This window comes from Nonomuraea sp. NPDC050786, assembly GCF_040654115.1.
In the GTDB taxonomy this organism is placed as follows: domain Bacteria; phylum Actinomycetota; class Actinomycetes; order Streptosporangiales; family Streptosporangiaceae; genus Nonomuraea.
Genome location: NZ_JBFAHJ010000006.1, coordinates 149,875 through 172,406, shown reverse-complemented (window position 1 = coordinate 172,406; position 22,532 = coordinate 149,875). Strand labels below are relative to the sequence as shown.

The 22,532-nt window shown below is 75.0% G+C and carries 3 protein-coding genes; 1 reads left to right on the top strand and 2 read right to left on the bottom strand.

Annotated elements, in window-relative coordinates; genetic code table 11:
- The first annotated feature begins 10 nt into the window (after window positions 1-10).
- Window positions 11-1,192 carry an NAD(P)/FAD-dependent oxidoreductase gene (locus AB0H84_RS14620; RefSeq protein ID WP_357603422.1) on the top strand — a complete coding sequence of 394 codons (1,182 nt, stop codon included), beginning with the start codon at window positions 11-13 and terminating at the stop codon, window positions 1,190-1,192.
- Between the two features lie 48 nt (window positions 1,193-1,240).
- Here the strand turns inward: AB0H84_RS14620 and AB0H84_RS14615 are convergent, their stop codons facing one another.
- Together AB0H84_RS14615 and AB0H84_RS14610 are read right to left on the bottom strand one after the other, a co-directional pair.
- The gene (locus AB0H84_RS14615) at window positions 1,241-6,730 is read right to left on the bottom strand and encodes an amino acid adenylation domain-containing protein (RefSeq protein WP_357603420.1); all 5,490 of its coding nucleotides are present in this window, start codon (window positions 6,728-6,730) and stop codon (window positions 1,241-1,243) included.
- Window positions 6,727-22,509 carry a non-ribosomal peptide synthase/polyketide synthase gene (locus tag AB0H84_RS14610; RefSeq protein WP_357603418.1) on the bottom strand — a complete coding sequence of 5,261 codons (15,783 nt, stop codon included), beginning with the start codon at window positions 22,507-22,509 and terminating at the stop codon, window positions 6,727-6,729. Before AB0H84_RS14610 ends, AB0H84_RS14615 begins: the two co-directional genes overlap by 4 nt.
- Between the last annotated feature and the right edge of the window lie 23 nt (window positions 22,510-22,532).

The window sequence follows — 22,532 nt, the reverse complement described above, 5'->3', positions numbered from 1 at the left end:
GGGGCGGGCCGTGTACGACGTGATCGTGGTCGGCGCGCGCTGCGCGGGGTCGCCGACGGCCATGCTGCTCGCCCGCGCCGGGTACCGGGTCCTGCTCGTCGACAAGGCCCGCTTCCCCCGGGACACGCTCTCCACGCACTACATCCACCAGCCCGGCGTGGCGGCGATGGGCCGCTGGGGCGTGCTGGACGCCGTGGTGGCGACCGGCGCTCCGCCCATCGACCGTATCGTCCACCAGGTCGAGGACGTACGCCTGGAGGGCTGTTCCTGGGGCGTGGACGGTTACCGCACGGCGTACGCGCCGCGGCGGCACCGCCTGGACCCGGTCCTGGCGGAGGCCGCGGTCGCCGCCGGCGCCGAGTTCCGTGACGGCTGCCAGGTGGACGAACTGCTGTACGACGGCGACCGCGTCCGCGGGGTCGTGCTGCGCACGGCGGCCGGTCGCTTCGAGGAGCGGGCCAGGCTCGTCGTGGGCGCGGACGGCATGCGCTCCACCGTCGCCGCCCTGGTCGGAGCGCCCATTCTGCTGGAGGGCGAGCGCAGGACATGCGTGTACTTCAGCTACTGGGAGGACCTGCCGGCCACCTTCGAGGTGTACGCGCGCGGGCGCCGCCTGGTCGGCACGGTGCCCACGAACGACGGCCGCACGCTGGTGGGCGCCTACTTCCCACAGGCGGAGTTCGAGTCGATCCGGGGCGATGCGATGGCGGCGTACCTGGAGAACGTGCGCGTGACGTCGCCCGAGCTGCACGAGCGGCTGCGCTCCGCCCGGCGGGCCGAGCGGCTGTACGGTACGGGCGACCAGCGCAACTTCTTCCGGCAGGCGGCCGGGCCGGGCTGGGTGCTGGTGGGCGACGCCGGCTACCACAAGGACTCGATCGGCAACAGCGGCATCACCGACGCGTTCCTGCAGGTGCAGTCGCTGGTGGACCATATCGGCGAGGGGCTGCGGGACGAGGCCGCGCTGACGGCGGCGCTGCGGGGCTTCGCGGCGGAGCGCGACGAACGGTTCACCGGCACGTACCACGGCACGCTGCGGGCCGCGGAGCTGCGCAACCCGCCGGAGCGGCTCGCGCTGCTGCGTGCCATCGCCGGGCGGCAGGACCTCGTCGACCATTACTTCGCGACCCTGTCGGGAGTGTGCGAGGTGGACGACTTCTACACCGACGAGCTGCTCGACGTTCTCGTCTGACAAACGGAAACCGCCCGTGGCCTTCGCCACGGGCGGTTCCATGTGCCCTCACGCCATCCGCTCCTCGATCATCTTCACGATCTCGGCCAGCGGCTCGGGCTCCAGCATGCGGTGGTGCTCGCAGCCGACGCCGCGAACCTCGACGGCTCCGGTGACGTACGGCTGCCAGGCGCCGGGCGGCGAGGACGGCTTCGACGAGGCGACGAGCAGCATGTCGCCGTCGAAGACCGGGGCCGGCCCGGAGGTGATGCGGATGCTGTTGACCATGACCTCCAGGGCGTGGCCGCGCTCCTCGGGGTCGAGCCTGCCCAGCTCGCCCTGGCTGCCGCCGAGCAACTCGACCACCCGGTCGCGCAGCTCGGCGGTGGTCATGGCGGAGGTGTCCACCGGGTCGGCGCCGTACGCCTCGGCGTAGTGCTCGCACATGTCGCGGAGCAGGACGTGACGGTCGGAGTAGTCCTTCTCGTCCGGCGGCGTCGGGTACGCGTCGAGCACGGCCAGCAGCCCCACCTGCTCGCCCTCCGCGCGCAGCCGGGCGGCCACGGCCTGGGCGAAGTTGCCGCCCAGCGACCAGCCCAGCAGGTAGTACGGCCCGTGGGGCTGGACCCGGCGGATGTGCGCGGCATAGTCGGCGGTGAGGTCGTCCAGGGTGACGGGAAGGGGCTCGCGGCCGGCGAGCCCGCGGGCCTGCAGGCCGTAGAGCGGCCGGTCGGGGGCGAGGTGGCGGAGCAGGCCCGCGTACCGCCAGCTCAGGCCGGCCAGCGGGTGCACGCAGAACAACGGGGGCCGCCCGCCGCTCTCGCGCAGCGGCAGCAGGACCTCGAAGGCGCCGCGCGAGCCGCCGTCGAGCCGCCCGGCGAGCCGGGCCGGGGTGGGCAGCTCGAACACGTCGCCCACCCGCAGGTCGGCGCCGAGCACGGTGCGCAGGCGGCTGACCAGCTGGGTGGCCAGCAGCGAGTGGCCGCCCAGCTCGAAGAAGTTGTCCTCCACGCCGACCCGTTCCAGGCCGAGCACCTCGGCGAACAGGCCGCACACGATCTCCTCCCGAGGCCCCCGCGCCGCCCGTCCGGCTTCCACGGTGTAGACCGGGGCGGGCAGCGCCCGCCGATCCACCTTCCGATTCGGCGACAACGGCAACGCCTCCAGCGCCACGAACGCCGACGGCACCATATAGGCGGGCAGATACGCCGCCACATGCTCCCGCAACCCGTCCGTCCCGGAGCCCACGACGTAGGCGACGATCCGCTTGTCGCCCGGACGGTCCTCCCGGACGATCACCGCTGCCTGTTCCACGGCGGGGTGGCGGGTGAGCACGGCCTCGATCTCGCCCAGCTCGATACGGAAGCCCCGCACCTTCACCTGCTCGTCCACCCGGCCCACGAAGTCCAACCGGCCGTCGCCACGCCACCGCACCGCGTCCCCGGTGCGATACATCCGCTCCCCCGGCGACCACGGACAGGCCACGAACCGCTCCGCCGTCAACGACGGACGGCCCAGATAGCCACGGGCCACCCCGTCACCGGCCACGTACAGCTCCCCCACCACACCCGGCGCCACCGGACGCAACCCCGCGTCCAGGACGTGGAGGCGGGCGCCGGGAACGGGGCGGCCGATCGACGGCGGCTCGCCCGCCGACAGCGGGGCGCTGACGGCGGCGGCCACGGTGACCTCGGTGGGGCCGTACTCGTTGATGAGGCGGCGGCCTGCGGTCCAGTGCGTGAGCGTCTCGGCGGACGGCGTCTCGCCGCCGGTGACGACCGTGCCGGGCGATGAATCGTCCACCGGCAGCCCGGCCAGCACCGCCGGGGGCAGGAACGCGTGGGTGACCCGTTCGGCGGCGATCAGGGCGGCCAGTTCGCCGCCGGTCAGGCCGTCGCCGGGGCCGACCAGACAGGCCCCGGTGAGCAGGCTCAGGCACAGCTCGGCCACCGAGACGTCGAAGCTGGGCGAGACGTACTGGAGCACCCGGTCGCCGGGCCCGGCCGGGTAGGCGCGGGACTGGTTCTCCCGCATGGCGGCGAAGCCGTGGTGGGTGACCACGACGCCCTTGGGACGGCCGGTCGAGCCGGAGGTGTAGATCACGTACGCGGGCGAGCGCGGCGTCAGCGGCGCGGCCCGGTCCGCGTTCGTGGGGTTGCGGGAGGGGTAGCGGGGATCCGCCACCGGCCCGGAGATCACCAGGTCGGGCGCGGCGTCGGCGAGCATGGCCTCGATGCGGGCCGGCGGGTAGGAGGGGTCGACGGGCAGGCAGGCGCCGCCCGCCTTGAGCACGGCGAGCGCGGCCACGACCAGGCCGGCGGAGCGGGGCAGCTGCAGCGCGACGATCCGCTCGGGGCCGACGCCCTGGTCGATGAGCTGGTGGGCCAGCCGGTTGGCCCGGGCGTTGAGCTCGTCGTAGGTCAGCCGTTCGCCGCCGAGGGCCAGGGCGGGCTCGGCCGGAGTGCGGCGTACCTGCCGCTCGAACAGCTCCGGCAGGGTCACGGGCGCGGCGGCCGGCCCGCCGTCGCCCCATCGCTCCTCCCCGGGAAGGAGCACGGGAAGCGCGCTGAGGGGTGCGTCCGGGTCGGCGACCGCGGCGGACAGGAGCCGGCCGAGCCGCTCCACGAGCGCCTCGGCGGTGCGCCGGTCGAACAGGTCGGTGGCGTACTCCAGGACGCCCCGCAGCCCGGCGTCCACGCTGAACGCCAGGTCGAACTTGGCCACCCCCGCCCGTACGGGCTCGGGCACGACCTCCAGCCCGGCGAGGCCGAGCGTGTCGTCCCCGGCGTCCTGCATGGCGAGCATGACCTGGAAGAGCGGGTGGTGGCCGAGCGAGCGCGGCGGGTTGACGATCTCGACGAGCCGCTCGAAGGGCACGGCGGCGTGCGCGTACGCGGCCAGGTCCGTCTCGCGCACGCGGCCGAGCAGGTCGCGTACGGAGGGGTCGCCGGAGGTGTCCGTGCGCAGCACCAGGGTGTTGACGAAGAACCCGACGAGGTCGTCGAGCGCCTCGTCGCCGCGGCCCGCCTCGGGGGTGCCGATGGGCAGGTCGGTGCCCGCGCCGAGCCTGCTCAGCAGGGCGGCCAGGCCCGCCTGGAGCACCATGAACACGGTGGTGCCGGTCTGCCTGGCCAGGCGGGCGACGCCGTCGCGCAGCTCCTCGCCCCAGTCGATGGGGACCAGGTCGCCGCGGTGGCTGGCGCGGGCCGGGCGCGGCCGGTCAGTGGGCAGCTCCAGGCGTTCCGGCAGGCCGGCCAGGGTCTTCGTCCAGTGGTCGAGGTCGGGGCCGAGGTCCGCCTGCTGCTGCCAGAGCGCGTGGTCGGCGTACTGGACGGGCAGCGGCTCCCAGGCGGGCGCGCCGCCGCCCAGGCGGGCGGCGTACGCGGTGGACAGGTCCCTGGCCAGCGGCCCCATCGACCAGCCGTCGCCGGCGATGTGGTGCAGCAGGACGAGCAGGCAGTGGTCCTCCGGGCCCAGCCGGAACAGGGTGGCGCGGATGGGCGGCTCCCGCGTCAGGTCGAAGGCGTGCCCGCAGGCGGCGGTGAGCGCCGCGTCCAGCTCCGCCGGGGCGAGGTCGCGCACCTCCAGCGGCACGGGGACCTCGCCGGGTGCGAGCACCCGCTGCTCGGGCACGCCGTCGCGGTCGGGGAAGACCGTGCGCAGCGACTCGTGCCGGTCCATCACGTCGCGCAGGGCCAGGCCCAGCGCGGCGGCGTCGAGCGGGCCGCGCAGCCGCAGCGCGCCGGGGATGTTGTACGTGGCGCTCGGCCCCTCCAGCCGGAACATGAACCAGAGCCGCTGCTGGGCCCACGACAGGGGGACGCGCTCCGGCCGCGGCATCGGCGTGAGCGGCTGCCCGGCCTCTCCGGCGGCCTCGACGCGCCGGGCCAGCAGGGCGGGGGTCGGCGCGTCGAAGACGGCGCGCACCGGCAGCCCCGCCCGGAACACGGCCCTGACCCTGCTCAGCAGCTTGACGGCGGTCAGCGACCGGCCGCCGAGCGCGAAGAAGTCGTCGTCCGGACGCACGTCCGGCACGCCGAGCACCTCGGCGAACAGGCCGCACAGGATCTCCGCCACGGGCCCGGTCCGCCGCACGCGGACGGCCTCCGAGGGGGCGGACGCGTTGGCGAGGGCGGGGAGTGCGCAGGGCGGCAGGTCCACGGGACGGTCGGGCGAGGCCGCCAGGCGGGTCAGCGCCTCGGACAGCCAGCCGCCCAGCGCGCGGGCGGCGGCCTCGTCCAGCAGGTCCGTACGGTACTCCAGCTCCATCTGCAGCCGCCCGCCCGCCAGGCCCGCGATGAGCCGGAGCGGGTAGTGGGCGGAGTCGCGCCCGCCGACGCTCACCCGGATCTCGGAGTCCTCGCCGGTGGCGGGGCCCGAGGGGTAGTTCTCCACGGTGACGACGGTGTCGAACAGCTCGCCGAGCCCGCACATGCGGTGCACGGCGCCCAGGCTCATGTGCTGGTGCGCCAGCAGCGCGGCCTGCTCGTCCTGGAGCCGGGCCAGCAGGACGGCGTACGGCTCGGAGCGGTCGATCCGGACGCGGACCGGGACGGTGTTCATGAACATCCCGACCATGGACTCCACCCCCGGCAGGTCCGGCGGCCGGCCGGAGACGACCGCGCCGAACACCACGTCGTCGCGGCCGGTCAGCTCGCCGAGCAGCAGCCCCCAGACGCCTTGGACGACGGTGTTCGCCGTGATGTCGCGGGCCCGCATGGCCTCCACCAGGCCGGTGGCCACCGCGTCCGGCAGGTCGAGGATGAGCCGTCCCGGCAGCTCGGGCATGCGCTCCGGGGCGTCGGGGAAGAGCCGGGTCGGCTGCGCCAGCCCGTCGAGCGCGCGCCGCCACTCCCGCTCGGTCTCCGCGGCGTCCTGCCGGCCCAGCCAGGCCAGGTAGTCGCGGAACGGCGTGACGCGGGGCAGCACGGAGGCGTCGCCGCGCGAGTGGTAGAGCGCGACCAGCTCGCGCAGCAGGATCGGCAGCGACCAGCCGTCGTACAGGATGTGGTGGTTGGCCACGATCAGCCGGTGGTGCTCGGCGGACATCCTGACCAGCGTGAACCGGAGGGCGGGCGGCCGGGCCAGGTCGAAGCGGCGGGCCTGCTCGGCCTCGAACAGCGCCTCGAACTCCCGCTCCTGCCCCTCCTCCGCGGCCCGGCTCAGGTCGATCTCGCTCCAGGGCAGCTCGACCTCGTGGTGGACGACCTGCATGGACTGGCCGTTCTTGCGCTGGCGGAAGCCCGCCCGCAGCCCGGCGTGGCGGCGCAGCAGGGCGCGGGCGGCCGAGCGCAGGACCGCCGGGTCCAGGCGGCCGTCCAGCCGCAGGACCATCGTGACGGTGTAGGCGTCCACGCCGTCGGGGTCGGCGAGCGCGTGAAAGAGCAGCCCCTCCTGCATCGGCGCCAGCGGCAGCACGTCCTCGAAGGCCGACCTGCCGGCCCTGGCGGGCCTGGCGGGCGTCGTCATCTCGGTCGTCGCGGCCCTCGCGGACGGCGCGGTCATCTCGGTCGTCGCGGGCGTCGCGGTCGGCGCGGTCATCTCAGGCGTCGTGGTCATCGCGCCCACTCCTCCTCCATCAGCTCGTTCTCCAGCTCATCGATCTCGTCCTGGCTGAGGGCCAGCGACAGGTCGGACGGCGTGTGGCCGCCCGCGTCGGGCCGGTCGGCGTGCCTGACGATGCCGCCCAGCGCCGCGAACCAGCCCTCGGCCAGGTCGCGGATCTCCCGCTCGGTGAACAGCTCGCCCGGCCAGGACCAGGTGACGGACAGGGCAGGCCCCTCGGCGCCGTCCACGGCGGTGGCGATCACCTCGAGGGCGTGCGCGGCGGGCATCCCGGCGTCGCGGGCGGCGGGCGTCGGCATGCCGGGAGCGGGCGTCCAGTGCCCCGTCCCGTCGCCGCCGGCGAACCGGCCGAGGTAGTTGAAGCCGATCTGCGGGACCGGCGACACGCGCGGCTCGCCGCCGAGGTACCGCCACAGGCCGTACCCGACGCCGTTGTCGGGGATCTCCCGCAGGGACTCCTTGATGCGCTTGACGGCGGCGCCCACGGCGGGGCCGCCCTCGGCGAGGTCCTGGTCGCTCACGGGGCCCGCGTCCAGGCTGACCGGGTACATGCTGGTGAACCAGCCGACCGTGCGCGACAGGTCGAGCCCGTCCGCCAGCTCCTCGCGGCCGTGCGCCTCGACGTCCACCAGCAGGCCGCCCAGGTTCGCGCGCCGGGCGACCGCGATGGCCAGGCCGGTCAGGAGCACGTCGTTGACGGAGGCGTGGAAGACGGCGGGCACCCGGGTCAGCAGCGGCTCGGTGACCGCGGCGGGCAGCGTCACGGTCACGTCGCGGGCCGTGGCGGCGGTGTCCCTGGCCGGGTCGAGCGGGCGGGCGCCGAGTGGCGGCCCGTCCGCGGGCAGCGCCTCCCACACGGCGCGGTCGGGCCGGGGTTCGCGGGCGAGCGCGGCCAGGGTGTGCGCCCAGGCACGGAACGAGGTGGGCACCGGGTCCAGGTCCGGCGTGCCGCCGCCGGCCAGGGCCTCCCAGGTGGCGCGCAGGTCGGGGACGAGGATGCGCCAGGAGACGCCGTCCACGACGAGGTGGTGCAGCACCAGCAGCAGCACGCCGGGCCGCTCCCCCGCGTCGAACCAGACGGCCCGCACCATCGCGCCGTCGCGGGGCGACAGCTCCGACCTGGCCGCCTCGCCCTCGCGGGCGACGGTCTCGGCCAGCGCGTCGCCGCTCAGCCCGGCGGCGTCGACCCGGCGGACGATCCCGGCCGCCGCGACCGACCCGGCGGGCCGTGCCTCGAGCGCCCAGGTGTCCGGGTCGAGCCGGGCCCGCAGGACGTCGTGGTGGTCGAGCAGCGCCTGCACGGCCGGTACGAGGTGCTCCCCCAGCCCTGGCGGCACGGCGAGCGCCATCGACTGGTTGAACCCGTCGTAGGGCTCGCCCAGCTCCCGCAGCCAGTGCATGATCGGCGTGGCCGGGAACCCGCCGGTCCCGGCGCTCACGGGCGCGGGCCCGGACGCGGTCTCCTGGGCGACGGCGGCCAGCGCCTCCACGGTCTGCTGCTGGAACACATCACGCGCGGTGATGGCCAGTCCCGCCCGCCGGGCCCGCGAGACGAGCTGGAGCGACATGATGCTGTCGCCGCCGAGCTGGAAGAACCCGGCGTCCACGGGGACGTCCGCCACGCCGATCACCTCGGCGAACAGGTCGCGGAAGATCCGCTCCCGCTCGGTGCTCGGCTCGCGCCCGCCGCTCACGCCCGCGTAGGAGGGATCGGGCAGCGCCTTCCTGTCGATCTTGCCGTTCGGGGTGAGCGGCAGGTCGTCGAGCGGTACGAGCGCCGCCGGGACCATGTAGTCCGGCACCGCCGCCTCCAGGTGCTCCCGCAGGGCGTCCGGGGAGAGCCGGGTGACGGCGTACCCGACGAGGCGCTTGGGCCCGCCGTCCGGCTCGTCGGCGATGACGACGGCGTCGCTCACGCCGGGCACGGCGCGCAGGACGGCCTCGACCTCGCCCAGCTCGATGCGGTTGCCGCGGATCTTGACCTGGTGGTCCACGCGCGTCAGGAAGTCGAGCTGGCCGTCGGCGCGCAGCCGTACCAGGTCGCCGGTGCGGTACATGCGCGCGCCGGGCTCGGGAGCGAACGGGTCGGGGAGGTAGCGCTCGGCGGTGCGCCCCGGGTCGCCGAGGTAGCCGAGGCCGACGCCGGTGCCGGCGATGTAGAGGTCACCGGGCAGGCCGGGCGGCACCGGGAGGAGCCCGGCGTCGAGGATGTGCAGCCGGTTGTTGCGCAGCGGCCGGCCGACGGGCAGCCTGCCGTGCTCGACCTGGGCGTCGATGTCGTGCCCGATGAAGGCGTGGGTGTTGTCGTCGGAGCACTCGGTCAGGCCGTAGGCGTTGATCAGGCCGGCCTGCGGGAAGCGGGCATACCAGCGCTTGCAGATCTCCGGGGAGAGCACCTCGCCGTTGACGATGAACCAGCGCAGCGTCGGCATGGACGGCGCCGGCAGGCCCGCGTCGTAGGCGTCGAGTCCGGCCCGCATGAAGGAGGGCACGACCTCGAGGACGGTCAGCCCGTGCAGTTCGACCTCGGCGAACAGCTCGAGCGGGTCTCTCGCGACGTCCTTGGTGACGATGTGGGTGCGGCCGCCGGTCAGCAGCGCCGAGAGCATCTGCCAGACCGACACGTCGAACGTGAGCGGCGCGTTGAAGATCACCGCGTCGCGCTCACCGATGCCCAGCTCCTCGACCTTGGCGAGCAGGTGGTTGATCATGCCGCGCTGGTGCACCATGGCGCCCTTGGGGCGGCCGGTCGAGCCGGAGGTGTAGATGACGTACATGAGCCGGTCGGGCGCGGCGTCCGGCGGCGGGTTGCCGTGGGGCCGGGCGGCGAGGTCGGCGGCCACGTCCGGGGCGTCGAGGAGCAGCCACGGGGTGTCCACGCCGGGGATGTCCGCGGGCTCGCCCGAGCCGATGAGCACGGCCGGGCGGGCGCTGTGCAGCGTGCCGCGTACGCGGTCGGCCGGGTGGGCGGGGTCGAAGGGCACGTACACGCCGCCGGCCTTGAAGATGGCCAGGAGGGCGACGACGACGTCGTTGCCCGGCGGCAGCCCAACGGCGAAGAAGCGGCCGCTGCCGTGCCGTTCGAGCAGCAGGTGGGCCAGCCGGTTGGCCCGCTCGTTCAGCTCCCGGTACGTCAGGGACGCGGTGGCGTCCACCACGGCGGCGGCGTCCGGGGTGCGCGCGGCCTGGGCTTCGAAGAGCTCCTGGAACGCCTGGCCGGGGATGGGCGCGGGGGTGTCGTTGCCCGCGTCCAGCAGGCGGTGCTCGTCCTCCGACAGCAGGTCCACCTGGCCGGGCCGCAGACCGGGGTCGGCCGACAGGGCGGTCAGCAGGCGGGTGAGCCGCTCGGTGAGCGAGACGGCCGTGTCCCGGTCGAACAGGTCGGTGGCGTACTCCAGCGAGCCGGCGATCCCGGCGGGCAGGCCGTCGCCTCCGTGGTTCTCGCGCAGCCCGAAGGCCAGGTCGTACTTGGCGACGCCGCCCTGGACGGGCTCGAACGAGGCACGCAGGCCCGGCAGGTCGAGCGTGGGGTGACCGTCGCTCATCAGGCTGAACATGACCTGGAAGAGCGGGGTGTGGCTCATCGAGCGGGCGGGGTTGACGGCCTCGACGACGCGCTCGAAGGGGGCCTCGGCGTGCGCGTAGGCGGCCAGGTCGGTCTCCCGCACCCGGTCGATCAGCTCGTGGAAGGCGGGGTCGCCGGAGACGTCGGTACGCAGCACCAGCGAGTTGACGAAGAAGCCGACGAGCTGGTCGAGCGCGGCGTCGTGGCGTCCGGCGACGACGGTGCCGAGCGGGATGTCGGTCCCGGCGCCGAGCCTGGCCAGCAGCGCGGCGATCGCGGCCTGCAGCACCATGAACACGGTGGCGCCGCGTTCGCGGGCCAGCGCGGCGAGGCGGCGGTGCACCTCGGCCGGGATGTCCACGGGCACGGTGGTGCCCCGGTGCGTGGCGACCGACGGCCGCGGCCGGTCCACCGGCAGCTCGAGCAGCTCGGGCGCGCCGGTCAGGGCGTCGCGCCAGTACGCCACCTGGTCCTCGCCGACGGCGTTCTCGGCCTGCCAGAGCGTGTAGTCGGCGTACTGGACGGGCAGGGGCTGCCAGCCGGGCGCCCGGCCCTCGCGGCGGGCCGCGTACGCGGTGGCGAAGTCGGCCGAGAGCGGCATCATCGACATGCCGTCGCCGGCGATGTGGTGCACGAGCAGCAGCAGCACGTGCTCGTCCGGCCCGGTGGAGTAGAGGCGGCAGCGCACGGGCGCCTCCTCGACCAGGTCGAACGGGACGGCGATCGCCTCGGACAGCAGCCCCGGCAGCGCCTCCTCGGTGGTCGTGACCAGCTCGACGGGGATGTGCGCGGCGGGCAGGACGTGCTGGTACGCGTGCCCGTCGCTCTCGCGGAAGACCGTGCGCAGCACCTCGTGCCGGTCCGCCAGGTCGTCGATGGCGGCCTGGAGCGCCTCGCGGTCGAGGTCACCGGACAGGCGGATGGGCAGCGGGATGTTGTAGGTGGGGCTGGGCCCGTCCAGCCGGTGCAGGAACCACAGCCGCTGCTGGGCGGTGGACAGGGGGACGCGCTCGGGCCGCGGCCTGGCGGTCACGGGCACGCGCGCCTCGGCTGCGCCGTCGAGCCGGGCGGCCAGGGCGGCGACGGTCGGGTGGTCGAACAGCTCACGCAGCGGGACCTCGGCGCCGAGCACGGTGCGCAGGCGGCTGACCAGCTGGGTGGCCAGCAGCGAGTGGCCGCCCAGCTCGAAGAAGTTGTCCTCCACGCCGACCCGTTCCAGGCCGAGCACCTCGGCGAACAGGCCGCACACGATCTCCTCCCGAGGCCCCCGCGCCGCCCGGCCGGCTTCCACGGCGTAGACCGGGGCGGGCAGCGCCCGCCGATCCACCTTCCGGTTCGGCGACAACGGCAACGCCTCCAGCGCCACGAACGCCGACGGCACCATATAGGCGGGCAGATACGCCGCCACATGCTCCCGCAACCCGTCCGTCCCGCGACCCACCACGTAGGCCACGATCCGCTTGTCGCCCGGCCGGTCCTCCCGGACCACCACGACCGCCTGCTCCACGGCGGGGTGGCGGGTGAGCACGGCCTCGATCTCGCCCAGCTCGATACGGAAGCCCCGCACCTTCACCTGCTCGTCCACCCGGCCCACGAAGTCCAACCGGCCGTCGCCACGCCACCGCACCGCGTCCCCGGTGCGATACATCCGCTCCCCCGGCGACCACGGACAGGCCACGAACCGCTCCGCCGTCAACGACGGACGGCCCAGATACCCACGGGCCACCCCGTCACCGGCCACGTACAGCTCCCCCACCACACCCGGCGCCACCGGACGCAACCCCGCGTCCAGGACGTAGAAGCGGTGACCGTAGAGGGGCGAGCCGATGGGCGGCTTCTCCCCCGCGATCAGCGGGTCGCTGGCCGAGGCCCACATGGTGGCCTCCGTGGGGCCGTAGCCGTTGAGCATCAGGCGGCCCTCGCCCCAGCGCTCGACCAGTTCGGCGCCGAGCACGTCGGTGCCGACGAGCAGGGTGGCGAGGTCGGGCAGCGGTACGACGGGCAGGCTGGCCAGGGCCGCGGGCGGCAGGACGGCGTGGGTGATGCGCTCTCCGGCCAGCAGCTCGGCCAGCTCGTCGCCGCCGCGCACGCCGGGCGGCACCACGACGAGGGCGGCTCCCGCGCCGAAGGCGTAGAGCATCTCGAACACGGACGTGTCCGTGCTGAGCGGCGCGAACTGCAGCACGCGGCAGCCCTGCCCGGTGCGGAGCCGGTCGCGCTGCGAGGCGGCGCTCGCCGCGATCCCCCGGTGGGTCACCACGACGCCCTTGGGACGGCCGGTCGAGCCGGAGGTGTAGATCACGTACGCGGGCGAGTCCGGCGTCAGCGGCGCGGTCCGCTCGGCGTCGGTGAGGCCGTGCGCCGGGTAGGAGCCGAGGCCGTCGAGGAGCTCGGCGGTCACGGTGACCAAGGGGTCGCTCTCGCGCAGGATGAGGTTGACGCGCTCGGCCGGGTAGTCGGGGTCGATCGGCAGGTACGCCGCCCCCGACTTGACGATGCCGAGCATGGCGACCACAGCCTGGGCCGAGCGCGGCATGGCGGCGGCGACCAGGGACTCCGGGCCGGCGCCGTACCGGTCGATCAGCAGGCGCGCCAGCCGGTTGGCCCGCTCGTCCACCTCCCGGTACGTCCACGAGGCCGCCCCGTCCACCACGGCCACCGCGTCCGGGGACTCCAGCACCCGGGCCTCGAACAGCTCGGGCAGCGTCACCGGCGACCCGGCCGAGCCGCCGTCACCCCACTGGTCGAGGAGCCGGCGGCGCTCGGCGGCCGACAGCAGCTCCACCGCGCCCAGCCGCTGGTCGGCGTCGGCCGCGACGGAGCGCAGCAACCGGCAGAACCACTCGGCGACCCGCTCGGCCGTGGACCGGTCGAAGATGTCGGTGGCGAACTTGACGACGCCCTCCATGCCGACGGGCGTGCCGTCGGGGGCGTAGGCCTCCGTCAGGCCCACCCAGAGGTCGAACTTGGCCGAGCCCGGGTCGGGGCTGTCGGTGCGTACGGACAGGCCGGGCAGGCGCAGGTTGCCGTCGATGACGTCCCGGTCCACGGTCAGCGTGACCTGGTACAGCGGGGCGTGGCTCATCGACCTGGCGGGGTTGACGGCGTCCACGACCCGGTCGAACGGGACGTCGGAGTTGGCGTAGGCGGCCAGGTCGGTCTCGCGTACGCGGTCGAGCAGCTCGCGGAAGGTGGGGTCGCCGGAGGTGTCGGCGCGCAGCACGACCATGTTGATGAAGAAGCCGACCACCTGGTCGAGCGCGGGCTCGGCGCGCCCGGCCACACCCGTGCCGATCGGGATGTCCGCGCCGGAGCCGAGCCTGGTGAGCAGCCCGGCGAGCGCGGCGTGCATGACCATGAAGAGCGTGGCGTTGCTCCGCCTGGCCAGGTCGATGAGGTCCCAGTGCAGCCCGGCGTCCACGGAGAAGCTCACCCGTTCGGCCAGGCCGCCGCGGCGGGCGGGGCGCGGCCGGTCGGCGGGCAGCTCGAGCGGCTCGGGGGCGCCGGCGAGCTGCTTCTTCCAGTAGTCCCGCTGGCGGGACAGGACGCTGTCCGGGTCCTCGTCGCTCCCCAGGACCCGCGCCTGCCAGAGCGTGTAGTCGGCGTACTGGACGGGGAGCGGCTCCCAGTCCGGCGCGCCGCCGCTGAGGCGGGCGGTGTAGGCGGCCGACAGGTCGCGGCTGAGCGTGCTCATCGAGATGCCGTCCGTGGCGATGTGGTGCAGCAGCAGGAGCAGGCAGTGCTCGCCGGGCTCGGGCCGGGTGAACAGGGTCGCCCTGATGGGCGGCTCCCCGGCCAGGTCGAACGTGTACGTCAGCGCCTCGTTCATCGACCCGCCGGACACGACGTCCAGCACCAGGCGCACGCTGCCCGCCGGGTGGATGAGCTGGTACGGCCGCCCGCCGTCGTCGGGGTAGACCGTGCGCAGCGACTCGTGCCGGTCCACCAGGTCGCCCAGCGCCTGGCGCAGCGCCTCGACATCCAGCGCGCCGGACAGGTGCAGCGCCAGCGGCACGTTGAAGGTGGGGCTCGGCCCTTCGAGCCGGTGCAGGAACCACAGCCGCTGCTGGGCGGTGGAGAGCGGGATCCGCTCCGGCCTGGGCCCGGCCACCAGCGCGGGCCGGTCGTCGTCGGCGGCCTGGAGCCGGTCGGCGAGCGCGGCCACCGTAGGTGCGCGGAAGAGGTCGCGGACGCGGACCTCGGCGCCGAGGGTCGAGCGGATGCGGCCGACCAGGCGGGTGGCGAGCAGGGAGTGGCCGCCGAGCTCGAAGAAGTTGTCGTCGATGCCGACGTGGGGCACGCCGAGGATCTCGGCGAACAGCCCGCACATGATCTCCTCGCGGGCGGTGCGCGGGCTGCGACCGCCCGAGCGGGTGGCGAACTCGGGAGCGGGCAGCAGCTTCCTGTCGAGCTTGCCGTTGGCCGTCATGGGCAGCTCGTCGAGGACGACGAACGCCGCGGGCACCATGTACTCGGGCAGGTGGACGGCCACGTGGGCGCGGAGCGGCCCGGACTCGGGAGCCTTGGCGGTCACCAGGTAGGCGACGATGCGCTTGTCGCCCGGCCGGTCCTCGCGCACGATGACGGCCGCCCGCTCCACGTCGGGGTGGCGGGCCAGCACGGCCTCGATCTCGCCCAGCTCGATGCGGAAGCCGCGGATCTTGACCTGGTGGTCGACGCGGCCGGCGAAGTCGAGTGAGCCGTCGGGCCGCCAGCGGGCCAGGTCGCCGGTGCGGTACATGCGCTCGCCCGCGTGGAAGGGGTCGGCCACGAACCGTTCGGAGGTGAGCGCGGGGCGGCCCAGGTAGCCGCGGGCCAGTCCGTCGCCCGCGACGTACAGCTCGCCGGCCACGCCGGGCGGCACCGGCTGGAGGCCGGCGTCCAGGACGTACACGCGAGCGCCGCGCAGCGGGGTGCCGATGGGCGGGTTCTCGCCGGGGACGAGAGCCGCCTGGCTGGCCGTGGCCCAGATGGTGGCCTCGGTGGGGCCGTACCCGTTGAGCATGCGGCGGCCGTCGCCCCAGCGCTCGACCAGCTCGGGGCCGACGACGTCGCCGCCGACGAGCAGGGTGGCGAGGTCGGGCAGCGGCGTGGCCGGGACGCTGGCCAGCGTGGCCGACGGGATGACCGCGTGGGTGATCCTCCGCCCGGCGAGCAGCGCGGCCAGGTCGTCGCCGCCGCGCACCTCGGGGGGCGCGATGACGAGCGCGCCGCCGAAGGTCAGGGCCATGAGCAGCTCCATGACCGACACGTCGAAGCTGGGCGAGGCCAGTTGCAGCACGCGGGAGTCGGGGCCGGTGCCCAGGCGCTCGCTCATGGAGGCGACGGTGGCGGCGAGCCCCCGGTGGGTGACGACGACGCCCTTGGGGCGGCCGGTGGAGCCGGAGGTGTAGATCACGTACGCGGGCGAGTCCGGCGTCAGCGGCGCGCGCCGCTCGGCGTCGGTCAGGCCCCCGCCGGCCAGGCCGTCGAGGCCGGCGGCGTCGAGTTTCGGCACGGGCGCGTCGAGGTCGCCGATCACCAGCAGCGGCGTGGCGTCCTCCAGCATGAGGGCGACGCGCTCGGCCGGGTAGTCGGGGTCGATCGGCAGGTACGCCGCCCCCGACTTGACGATGCCGAGCAGCGCCACGACCAGGTCGGCCGACCGGGGTAGGGCGACGGCGACGACGGACTCGGGGCCGGCGCCGTACCGGTCGATCAGCAGCCGCGCCAGCCGGTTGGCCCGCTCGTCCACCTCCCGGTACGTCCACGAGATCGCCCCGTCCACGACCGCCACCGCGTCCGGGCACTCCAGCACCCGGGCCTCGAACAGCTCGGGCAGCGTCACCGGCGCCCCGACCGAGCCGCCGTCGCCCCAGCCGTCCAGGAGCCGGTCCCGCTCGTCGCCCGACAGCAGCTCCACCGCGCCCAGCCGCTGGTCGGCGTCGGCCGTGGCGGAGCGCAGCAACCGGCAGAACCACTCGGCGACCCGCTCGGCCGTGGCCCGGTCGAAGATGTCGGTGGCGTACTTGAGGTTGACCCGCAGGCCGGCGGGCTCGCGGCCCGCGCCGTACGCCTCCTCCAGGAAGAACATCAGGTCGAACTTGGCCGCCTCCAGCTCCACCTCCGGCGGGCTGACGGTCAGGCCCGGCATGCGGGCCTGGGCGCCCTCGTAGTTCTGCAGCACGATGCTGACCTGGAAGAGCGGGTGGTAGGCGAGGGAGCGGGCCGGGTTGACGACGTCGACCAGCCGCTCGAAGGGGATGTTCTGGTTGGCGTAGGCGGACAGGTCCACCTCGCGCACCCGGTCGAGCAGCTCGCGCCAGGTGGGGTCGCCAGAGGTGTCGGTACGCAGCACCATCGTGTTGACGAAGAAGCCGACGAGGTCGTCGAGCGCCTCGTGGCTGCGCCCGGCCAGGCCGGTGCCGATGGGCAGGTCCGTGCCCGCACCGAGCCTGGTCAGCAGGGCGGCGAAGGCGGCGTGGGCCATCATGAAGACGGTGACGCCCGCCTCCCGCGCGGCGGCGGTGAGCTCCTGGTGCGCGGCGGCGTCGAGGTTCAGGGTGACCATGTCGCCGCGGTTGCTCGCGATGGCCGGGCGCGGCCGGTCGAGGGGCAGCTCGATCAGCTCGGGCATGCCCGCCAGGCGGTCGCGCCAGTAGGCGAGCTGCCGGGCCAGCGGGCTGTCCGCGTCGGACTCGGCGCCGAGCATGCGGTTCTGCCAGAGCGTGTAGTCGGCGTACTGGACGGGCAGGGGCCGCCAGGCGGGCGCCGCGCCGGCGCAGCGGGCGGTGTAGGCCTCGGCCAGGTCGCGCAGCAGCGCCGCCCACGACCAGCCGTCGCAGGCCACGTGGTGGATGACGAGGTGCAGGACGTGCTCTTCCGGGCCGGTGGAGAACAGGCCGGCGCGGATGGGGATCTCGTCGGCCAGGCGGAAGGCGCGGTGGCCGAACGCGGTGAGCGTCTCCTTCAGCCGGTCGGGCTCGACGTCGGCGAACGTCGTCTCGACCGCGGCCTCGGCCAGCACCACCTGGTACGGCTCGCCGTCCTCGCTCCTGATGACCGTGCGCAGCATCTCGTGCCTGGCCACGACGTCGTTGACGGCGGCGCGCAGCGCGTCCTTGTTCACCAGGCCGGTCAGCCGCAGCACGGAGGGGATGTTGTACTGCGGGTTGTCCTCGTCGAGCCGGTTGATGAACCAGACGCCGCGCTGGGCGTAGGAGAGCGGGATGCGTTCCGGGCGGTTCTCGGGCACCGGCTTGGAGCGGCCGAGCCCGGCCCGGTCCACGCGCTCGGCCAGCTCGGCCGGGGTGGGCGACTCGAACGCCTCGCGCACGCCCACCTCGACGCCGAAGACCGAGCGCAGCCGCGCCACGAGCCGGGTGGCCAGCAGGGAGTGGCCGCCGAGCTCGAAGAAGTTGGCGTCGCGGCCCACGCTGACCAGGCCGAGCAGCTCGGCGAAGACGCCGCAGACGATCTCCTCCTCCGGCGTGCGCGGGCGCGAGCCCTCGGCGGAGGCGGCCGGTCCCGCCGCGGGCAGGGCCGCCCGGTCCAGCTTGCCGTTGGGGGTGAGCGGCAGCACGTCGAGCGCCACGACGGCGGAGGGCGTCATGTAGCCGGGCAGCGCGCGGCTCGCGTGGTCGAGCACGCCGCCGGTGTCGGCGTCGGCGGGGGTCACATAGGCGACGATGCGCTGGTCGCCGGGGCGGTCCTCGCGTACGATCACCGCGGCGTCGCCCACGGCCGGGTGCTCGCGCAGCACGGACTCGATCTCGCCCAGCTCGATGCGGAACCCGCGGACCTTCACCTGGTGGTCCACGCGGCCGGCGAACTCCAGCATTCCGTCGGCGCGCCGGCGGGCCAGGTCCCCGGAGCGGTACATGCGCTCGCCCGTGCGGAAGGGGTCGGCCACGAACCGGCCCGCGGTCAGCCCCGGGCGGCGGTGGTAGCCGCGGGTCACGAGGTCGCCCGCGATGTACAGCTCGCCGACCACGCCCGGCGGCACCGGGCGCAGCGCGGCGTCCAGGATGTAGATCCGGGTGTTCCAGACGGGGCGGCCGATGGTGAGCACGCCGCCGGGCACCTGGTCGCCGGGCTCGACGCGGAACTCGGTGCAGCCGACCGTGGTCTCCGTGGGGCCGTACTCGTTGATCACGGTCGCGGTGGGGTGGCTGCGGCGCCACTCGTCCAGCGCCTCGCCCATGAGGGACTCTCCGCCGAGCACGAGCTGGCCGGTGGGCGAGCACGTGTCGGGCAGGGTGGCCAGCAGGGGCAGGTGGCTGGGGGTGGCCTTGACGAAGTCGGGCGGCGCCGCGAGCGCCGGGGCGGCGCCGTCCAGGTCGGCCAGGTGCACGCAGCCGCCGCAGGTCAGCGGCCCGAACAGGCCGGTGACGGTCAGGTCGAACGAGACCGGCGAGTGCACCAGAGCGCGCCCGGCCAGGTCGCCGTACGCGTGCCTGGCCCAGGCCAGGTAGACGTTGAGCGAGCGGTGCTCGACCACGACGCCCTTGGGGCGGCCGGTGGAGCCGGAGGTGTAGATCACGAAGGCCGCGTTGCCGGGCCCGGGGACCCGTTCGCGGGAGAGGACGTCGGCCTCGACGACCGGCTCAGCGCCGGGTCCGGCGGCCGGTCGGGTGATTGCCTCCGCCTCCAGGGTCGCGAGGTCCACGGCTCCCGGGACGGTGACGCCCCCGGCCTCCAGGCGGGCGAGGTCGCCGGGCTCGGCCAGGGTCAGGACCGGGGCGACGTCCTCGAGCATGAAGCGGATGCGTTCGGCGGGCAGGCCGGGATCGACGGGCAGGTAGGCGCCGCCCGCCTTCATGATCGCGAGCAGTGCCACGACCAGCCCGGCCGACTTCGGCAGCGCGACGGCGACGAACCGCTCCGGTCCCACACCGCGTGCGGCCAGGACCCCGGCCAGGCGGGTGGCTCTCGCGTCGAGCGCGGCGTAGTCCAGCACCTCGCCGTCGCACTCCACGGCGGGCGCGTCCGGGGTACGGCGGGCCTGCCGCTCGAACAGCTCGGTCAGCGTCGCCTCGGGCACGGGACGCGGGTTCTCGTCGCCGGTCAGCCGCTCCCGCTCGCCGGGCGCCAGCAGGTCGAGCTCGCCGATCCGGCGGCGGGGCTCGCGCACCGCCTGGCCGAGCAGGCGGACGAGGCGGGCGGCCAGGTCCTCGGCGGTGCCCGGGTCGAACACGTCCGCGGCGTACTCGAGCGCGCACTCCACCTCGCCGGACGCGCCCCACCGCTCCGGCTCCCTGACGAAGAAGCTGAGGTCCACCTTGGCCGCGCCGGTGTGCACGCCCGGCTGCACGCTCGCCGCCAGCCCGGGCGCCAGGCCGGGGACGCGCAGGGTGCTCTCGAAGGTCAGCATGACCTGGAAGACCGGGTGGTACGTCAGCGAGCGGGCCGGGTTGACGGCCTCGACGACGTTCTCGTACGGCACCTCGGCGTGCGCCTGGGCGGCCAGGTCGCCGTCGGTCACCCGGGCCACGAGGTCGGCGAACGTCGGGTCGCCCGAGGTGTCGGCGCGCAGGGCCAGGGTGTTGAGGAACTTGCCGACGAGCCCGTCCAGCGCCGCCTCGCCGCGTCCGGCCGTGGCGGTGCCGATGGGGATGTCGGTGCCCGCGCCGAGCCTCGTGAGCAGCGCGGCCAGCGCGGCGTGCACCACCATGAACACGGTGGAGCCCGACTCCCTGGCCAGGCGCACCAGGCGGTGGTGGAGCTCCTCGTCCAGGCGGAAGGCGACCCGTCCGGCGCGGCCGGCGCGCACGGCGGGGCGCGGGCGGTCGAGCGGCAGGTCGAGCAGGGCGGGGGCGCCGGAGAGGGTCTCGCGCCAGAACGCCACCTGCGCCGCGGCCCGGCTGCCGGGGTCGGCGGGGTTGCCGAGCAGTTCGCGCTGCCAGAGCGTGTGGTCGATGTGCTGCAGGGCCGGCGGCGCCGGTTCCGGGCCCGCGCCGACGCGGTAGGCGTAGGCGGCGGCCAGGTCGTCCACCATCGGCTGCTCCGACATGCCGTCGCTGGCGATGTGGTGGGTGACCAGCAGCAGCACGTGGTCCTCGGGCGCGAGGCGGTAGAGCGTGGCGCGGAAGGGCGGCTCGGTGGTGAAGGAGAAGGGCGCGGCGGCCTCGGCGTCCAGGGCGGCGGGCAGGCCGGCCGGATCGGCGTCCACGACGCGCAGCTCCAGGGCGGCCTCGTCCGGGTCGAGCGGGCGCTGGCAGGGCTCGCCGCCGAGGCCGGGATAGATGGTGCGCAGCGGCTCGTGGCGGGCGGCCAGGTCGGCGACGGCGCGGCTCAGCGCGGTCACGTCGAGGGAGCCGCGCAGGCGCAGGGCGAGCGGCAGGTTGTAGGTCGCGGACGGCCCTTCGAGGTGGTGCAGGAACCACAGGCCGCGCTGCCCGGCCGACAGCGGCACCCGCTCCGGTCTCGGCATGACGGTGAATCGCGGTGCCGCGCCCTGTGTCGGGGCCTCCGACGGGACGCAGCGGGTGGCGAGGGCCGCAGGGGTCGGGGACTCGAACAGGGCCCGGAGGGGCAGCTCGACGGCCAGTTCGGCCCTGACGCGGCCGACGAGGCGGGTGGCCAGCACGGAGTGCCCGCCGAGCTCGAAGAAGTGGGCGTCCCGCCCGGCCTCGGGCAGGCCGAGGACCTCCGCGAACAGGCGGCAGAGCGTCTCCTCCAGCGGGGTACGGGGCGCGGCGCCGGCGGCCGACTGGGTCGGGGGCGCGGGCAGGGCCCGCCGGTCCAGCTTGCCGTGCGCGGTCAGCGGCAGGGCGTCGAGTCCCACCACGGCCGAGGGCGTCATGTACGCGGGCAGCCGCCGCCCGGCGTGGGCCAGCAGCCCGGCCACGTCCACCGTGCCGGGCGTCACGTAGGCGACGACGCGCTGGTCGCCGGGCCGGTCCTCCCGTACGACGGCCGCGACCTGCCCCACCTCGGGGTAGGCGCCGAGCACGGCCTCGATCTCGCCGAGCTCGACCCGGTGCCCGCGGATCTTCACCTGGCCGTCGGCGCGCCCGGCGAACTCCAGCACCCCGTCGGGGCGGCGGCGTCCCAGGTCACCGGTGCGGTACATGCGCTCGCCCGGCGCGCCGGACGGGTCGGGCACGAAACGCTCGGCGGTCAGCCCGGTCCGGCCGAGGTATCCCCTCGCCAGGCCCGACCCGGAGATGTACAGCTCGCCGACCTCGCCGGGCGGCAGCGGGCGCAGGGCCTCGTCCAGGACCTGGATGCGGGTGTTGTCCATGGGCAGCCCCAGGGGCAGGACGCCGTCGGGCACCTCGCTCCCGGGCTCGATGCGGTACTCGGCCACGTTGACGGTCGCCTCGGTGGGGCCGTACACGTTGAGCACCGTGACGCCGGGGTGCCGCTCGCGCCACGAGCGCAGCGCCTCTCCGCGCAGCGCCTCGCCGCCGAACATCAGCTCGCGGGTCGGGGAGAAGCGCTCGGGCAGCACCTCCAGCAGGGGCAGGTGGCTGGGCGTGGCCTTGAGGAAGGTGCAGCCGCCCTCCTCCGGCCCGCCCGCCCGGTCGTCGTCCAGGGCGGCCACGCGCACGCAGCCGCCGGCCGCCAGCGCCGCCCACAGGGAGGTGACGGTCATGTCGAAGGAGACGGAGGAGTGCCAGAGCGACTCGCCGCGCAGGCCGGGGTAGGTGCGCAGCGACCAGAGCAGGTAGTCGGTGAGCGCCCGGTGCTCGACGACCACGCCCTTCGGGGTGCCGGTGGAGCCGGAGGTGTAGAGGACGTAGGCGGGGTGCGCGCCGTGGATCCGGTCCGGCAGCTCCGCGGCCGTCCCGCCGTCTTCGCCGGCGTCGAGCAGCATCCGCCGTACGCCGGTCTCCGGCAGGGCGGCGGACGTGGCGGCGTCGGTCAGCAGGCAGACCGGCCGCGCGCCGGAGAGCATGAGCGCGATCCGCTCGCCCGGGTAGTCGAGGTCGATCGGCAGGTACGCCGCGCCGGCCTTGAGCACGGCCAGCAGCGCCACGACCAGCTCCGCCGACCGGGGCAGGGCGACGGCGACCACCTGCTCGGGGCCGGCACCCTGAGCAGCCAGGCGGCCGGCCAGCAGGGCGGCCCGGCGGTCGAGCTCGGCGTAGGTCAGCTCGTCGTCCCCGCACCGGACCGCGGGCGCGCCGGGCGCGCGCCGGGCCTGGGCGGCGATCAGCCCGGGAAGCCACTGACCGTGCTCGGCGGCGTTCACCGGGTCTCGCTCTACCATCGTGGCGGCCATCCGTCGACTCCTTCAGCATTCGG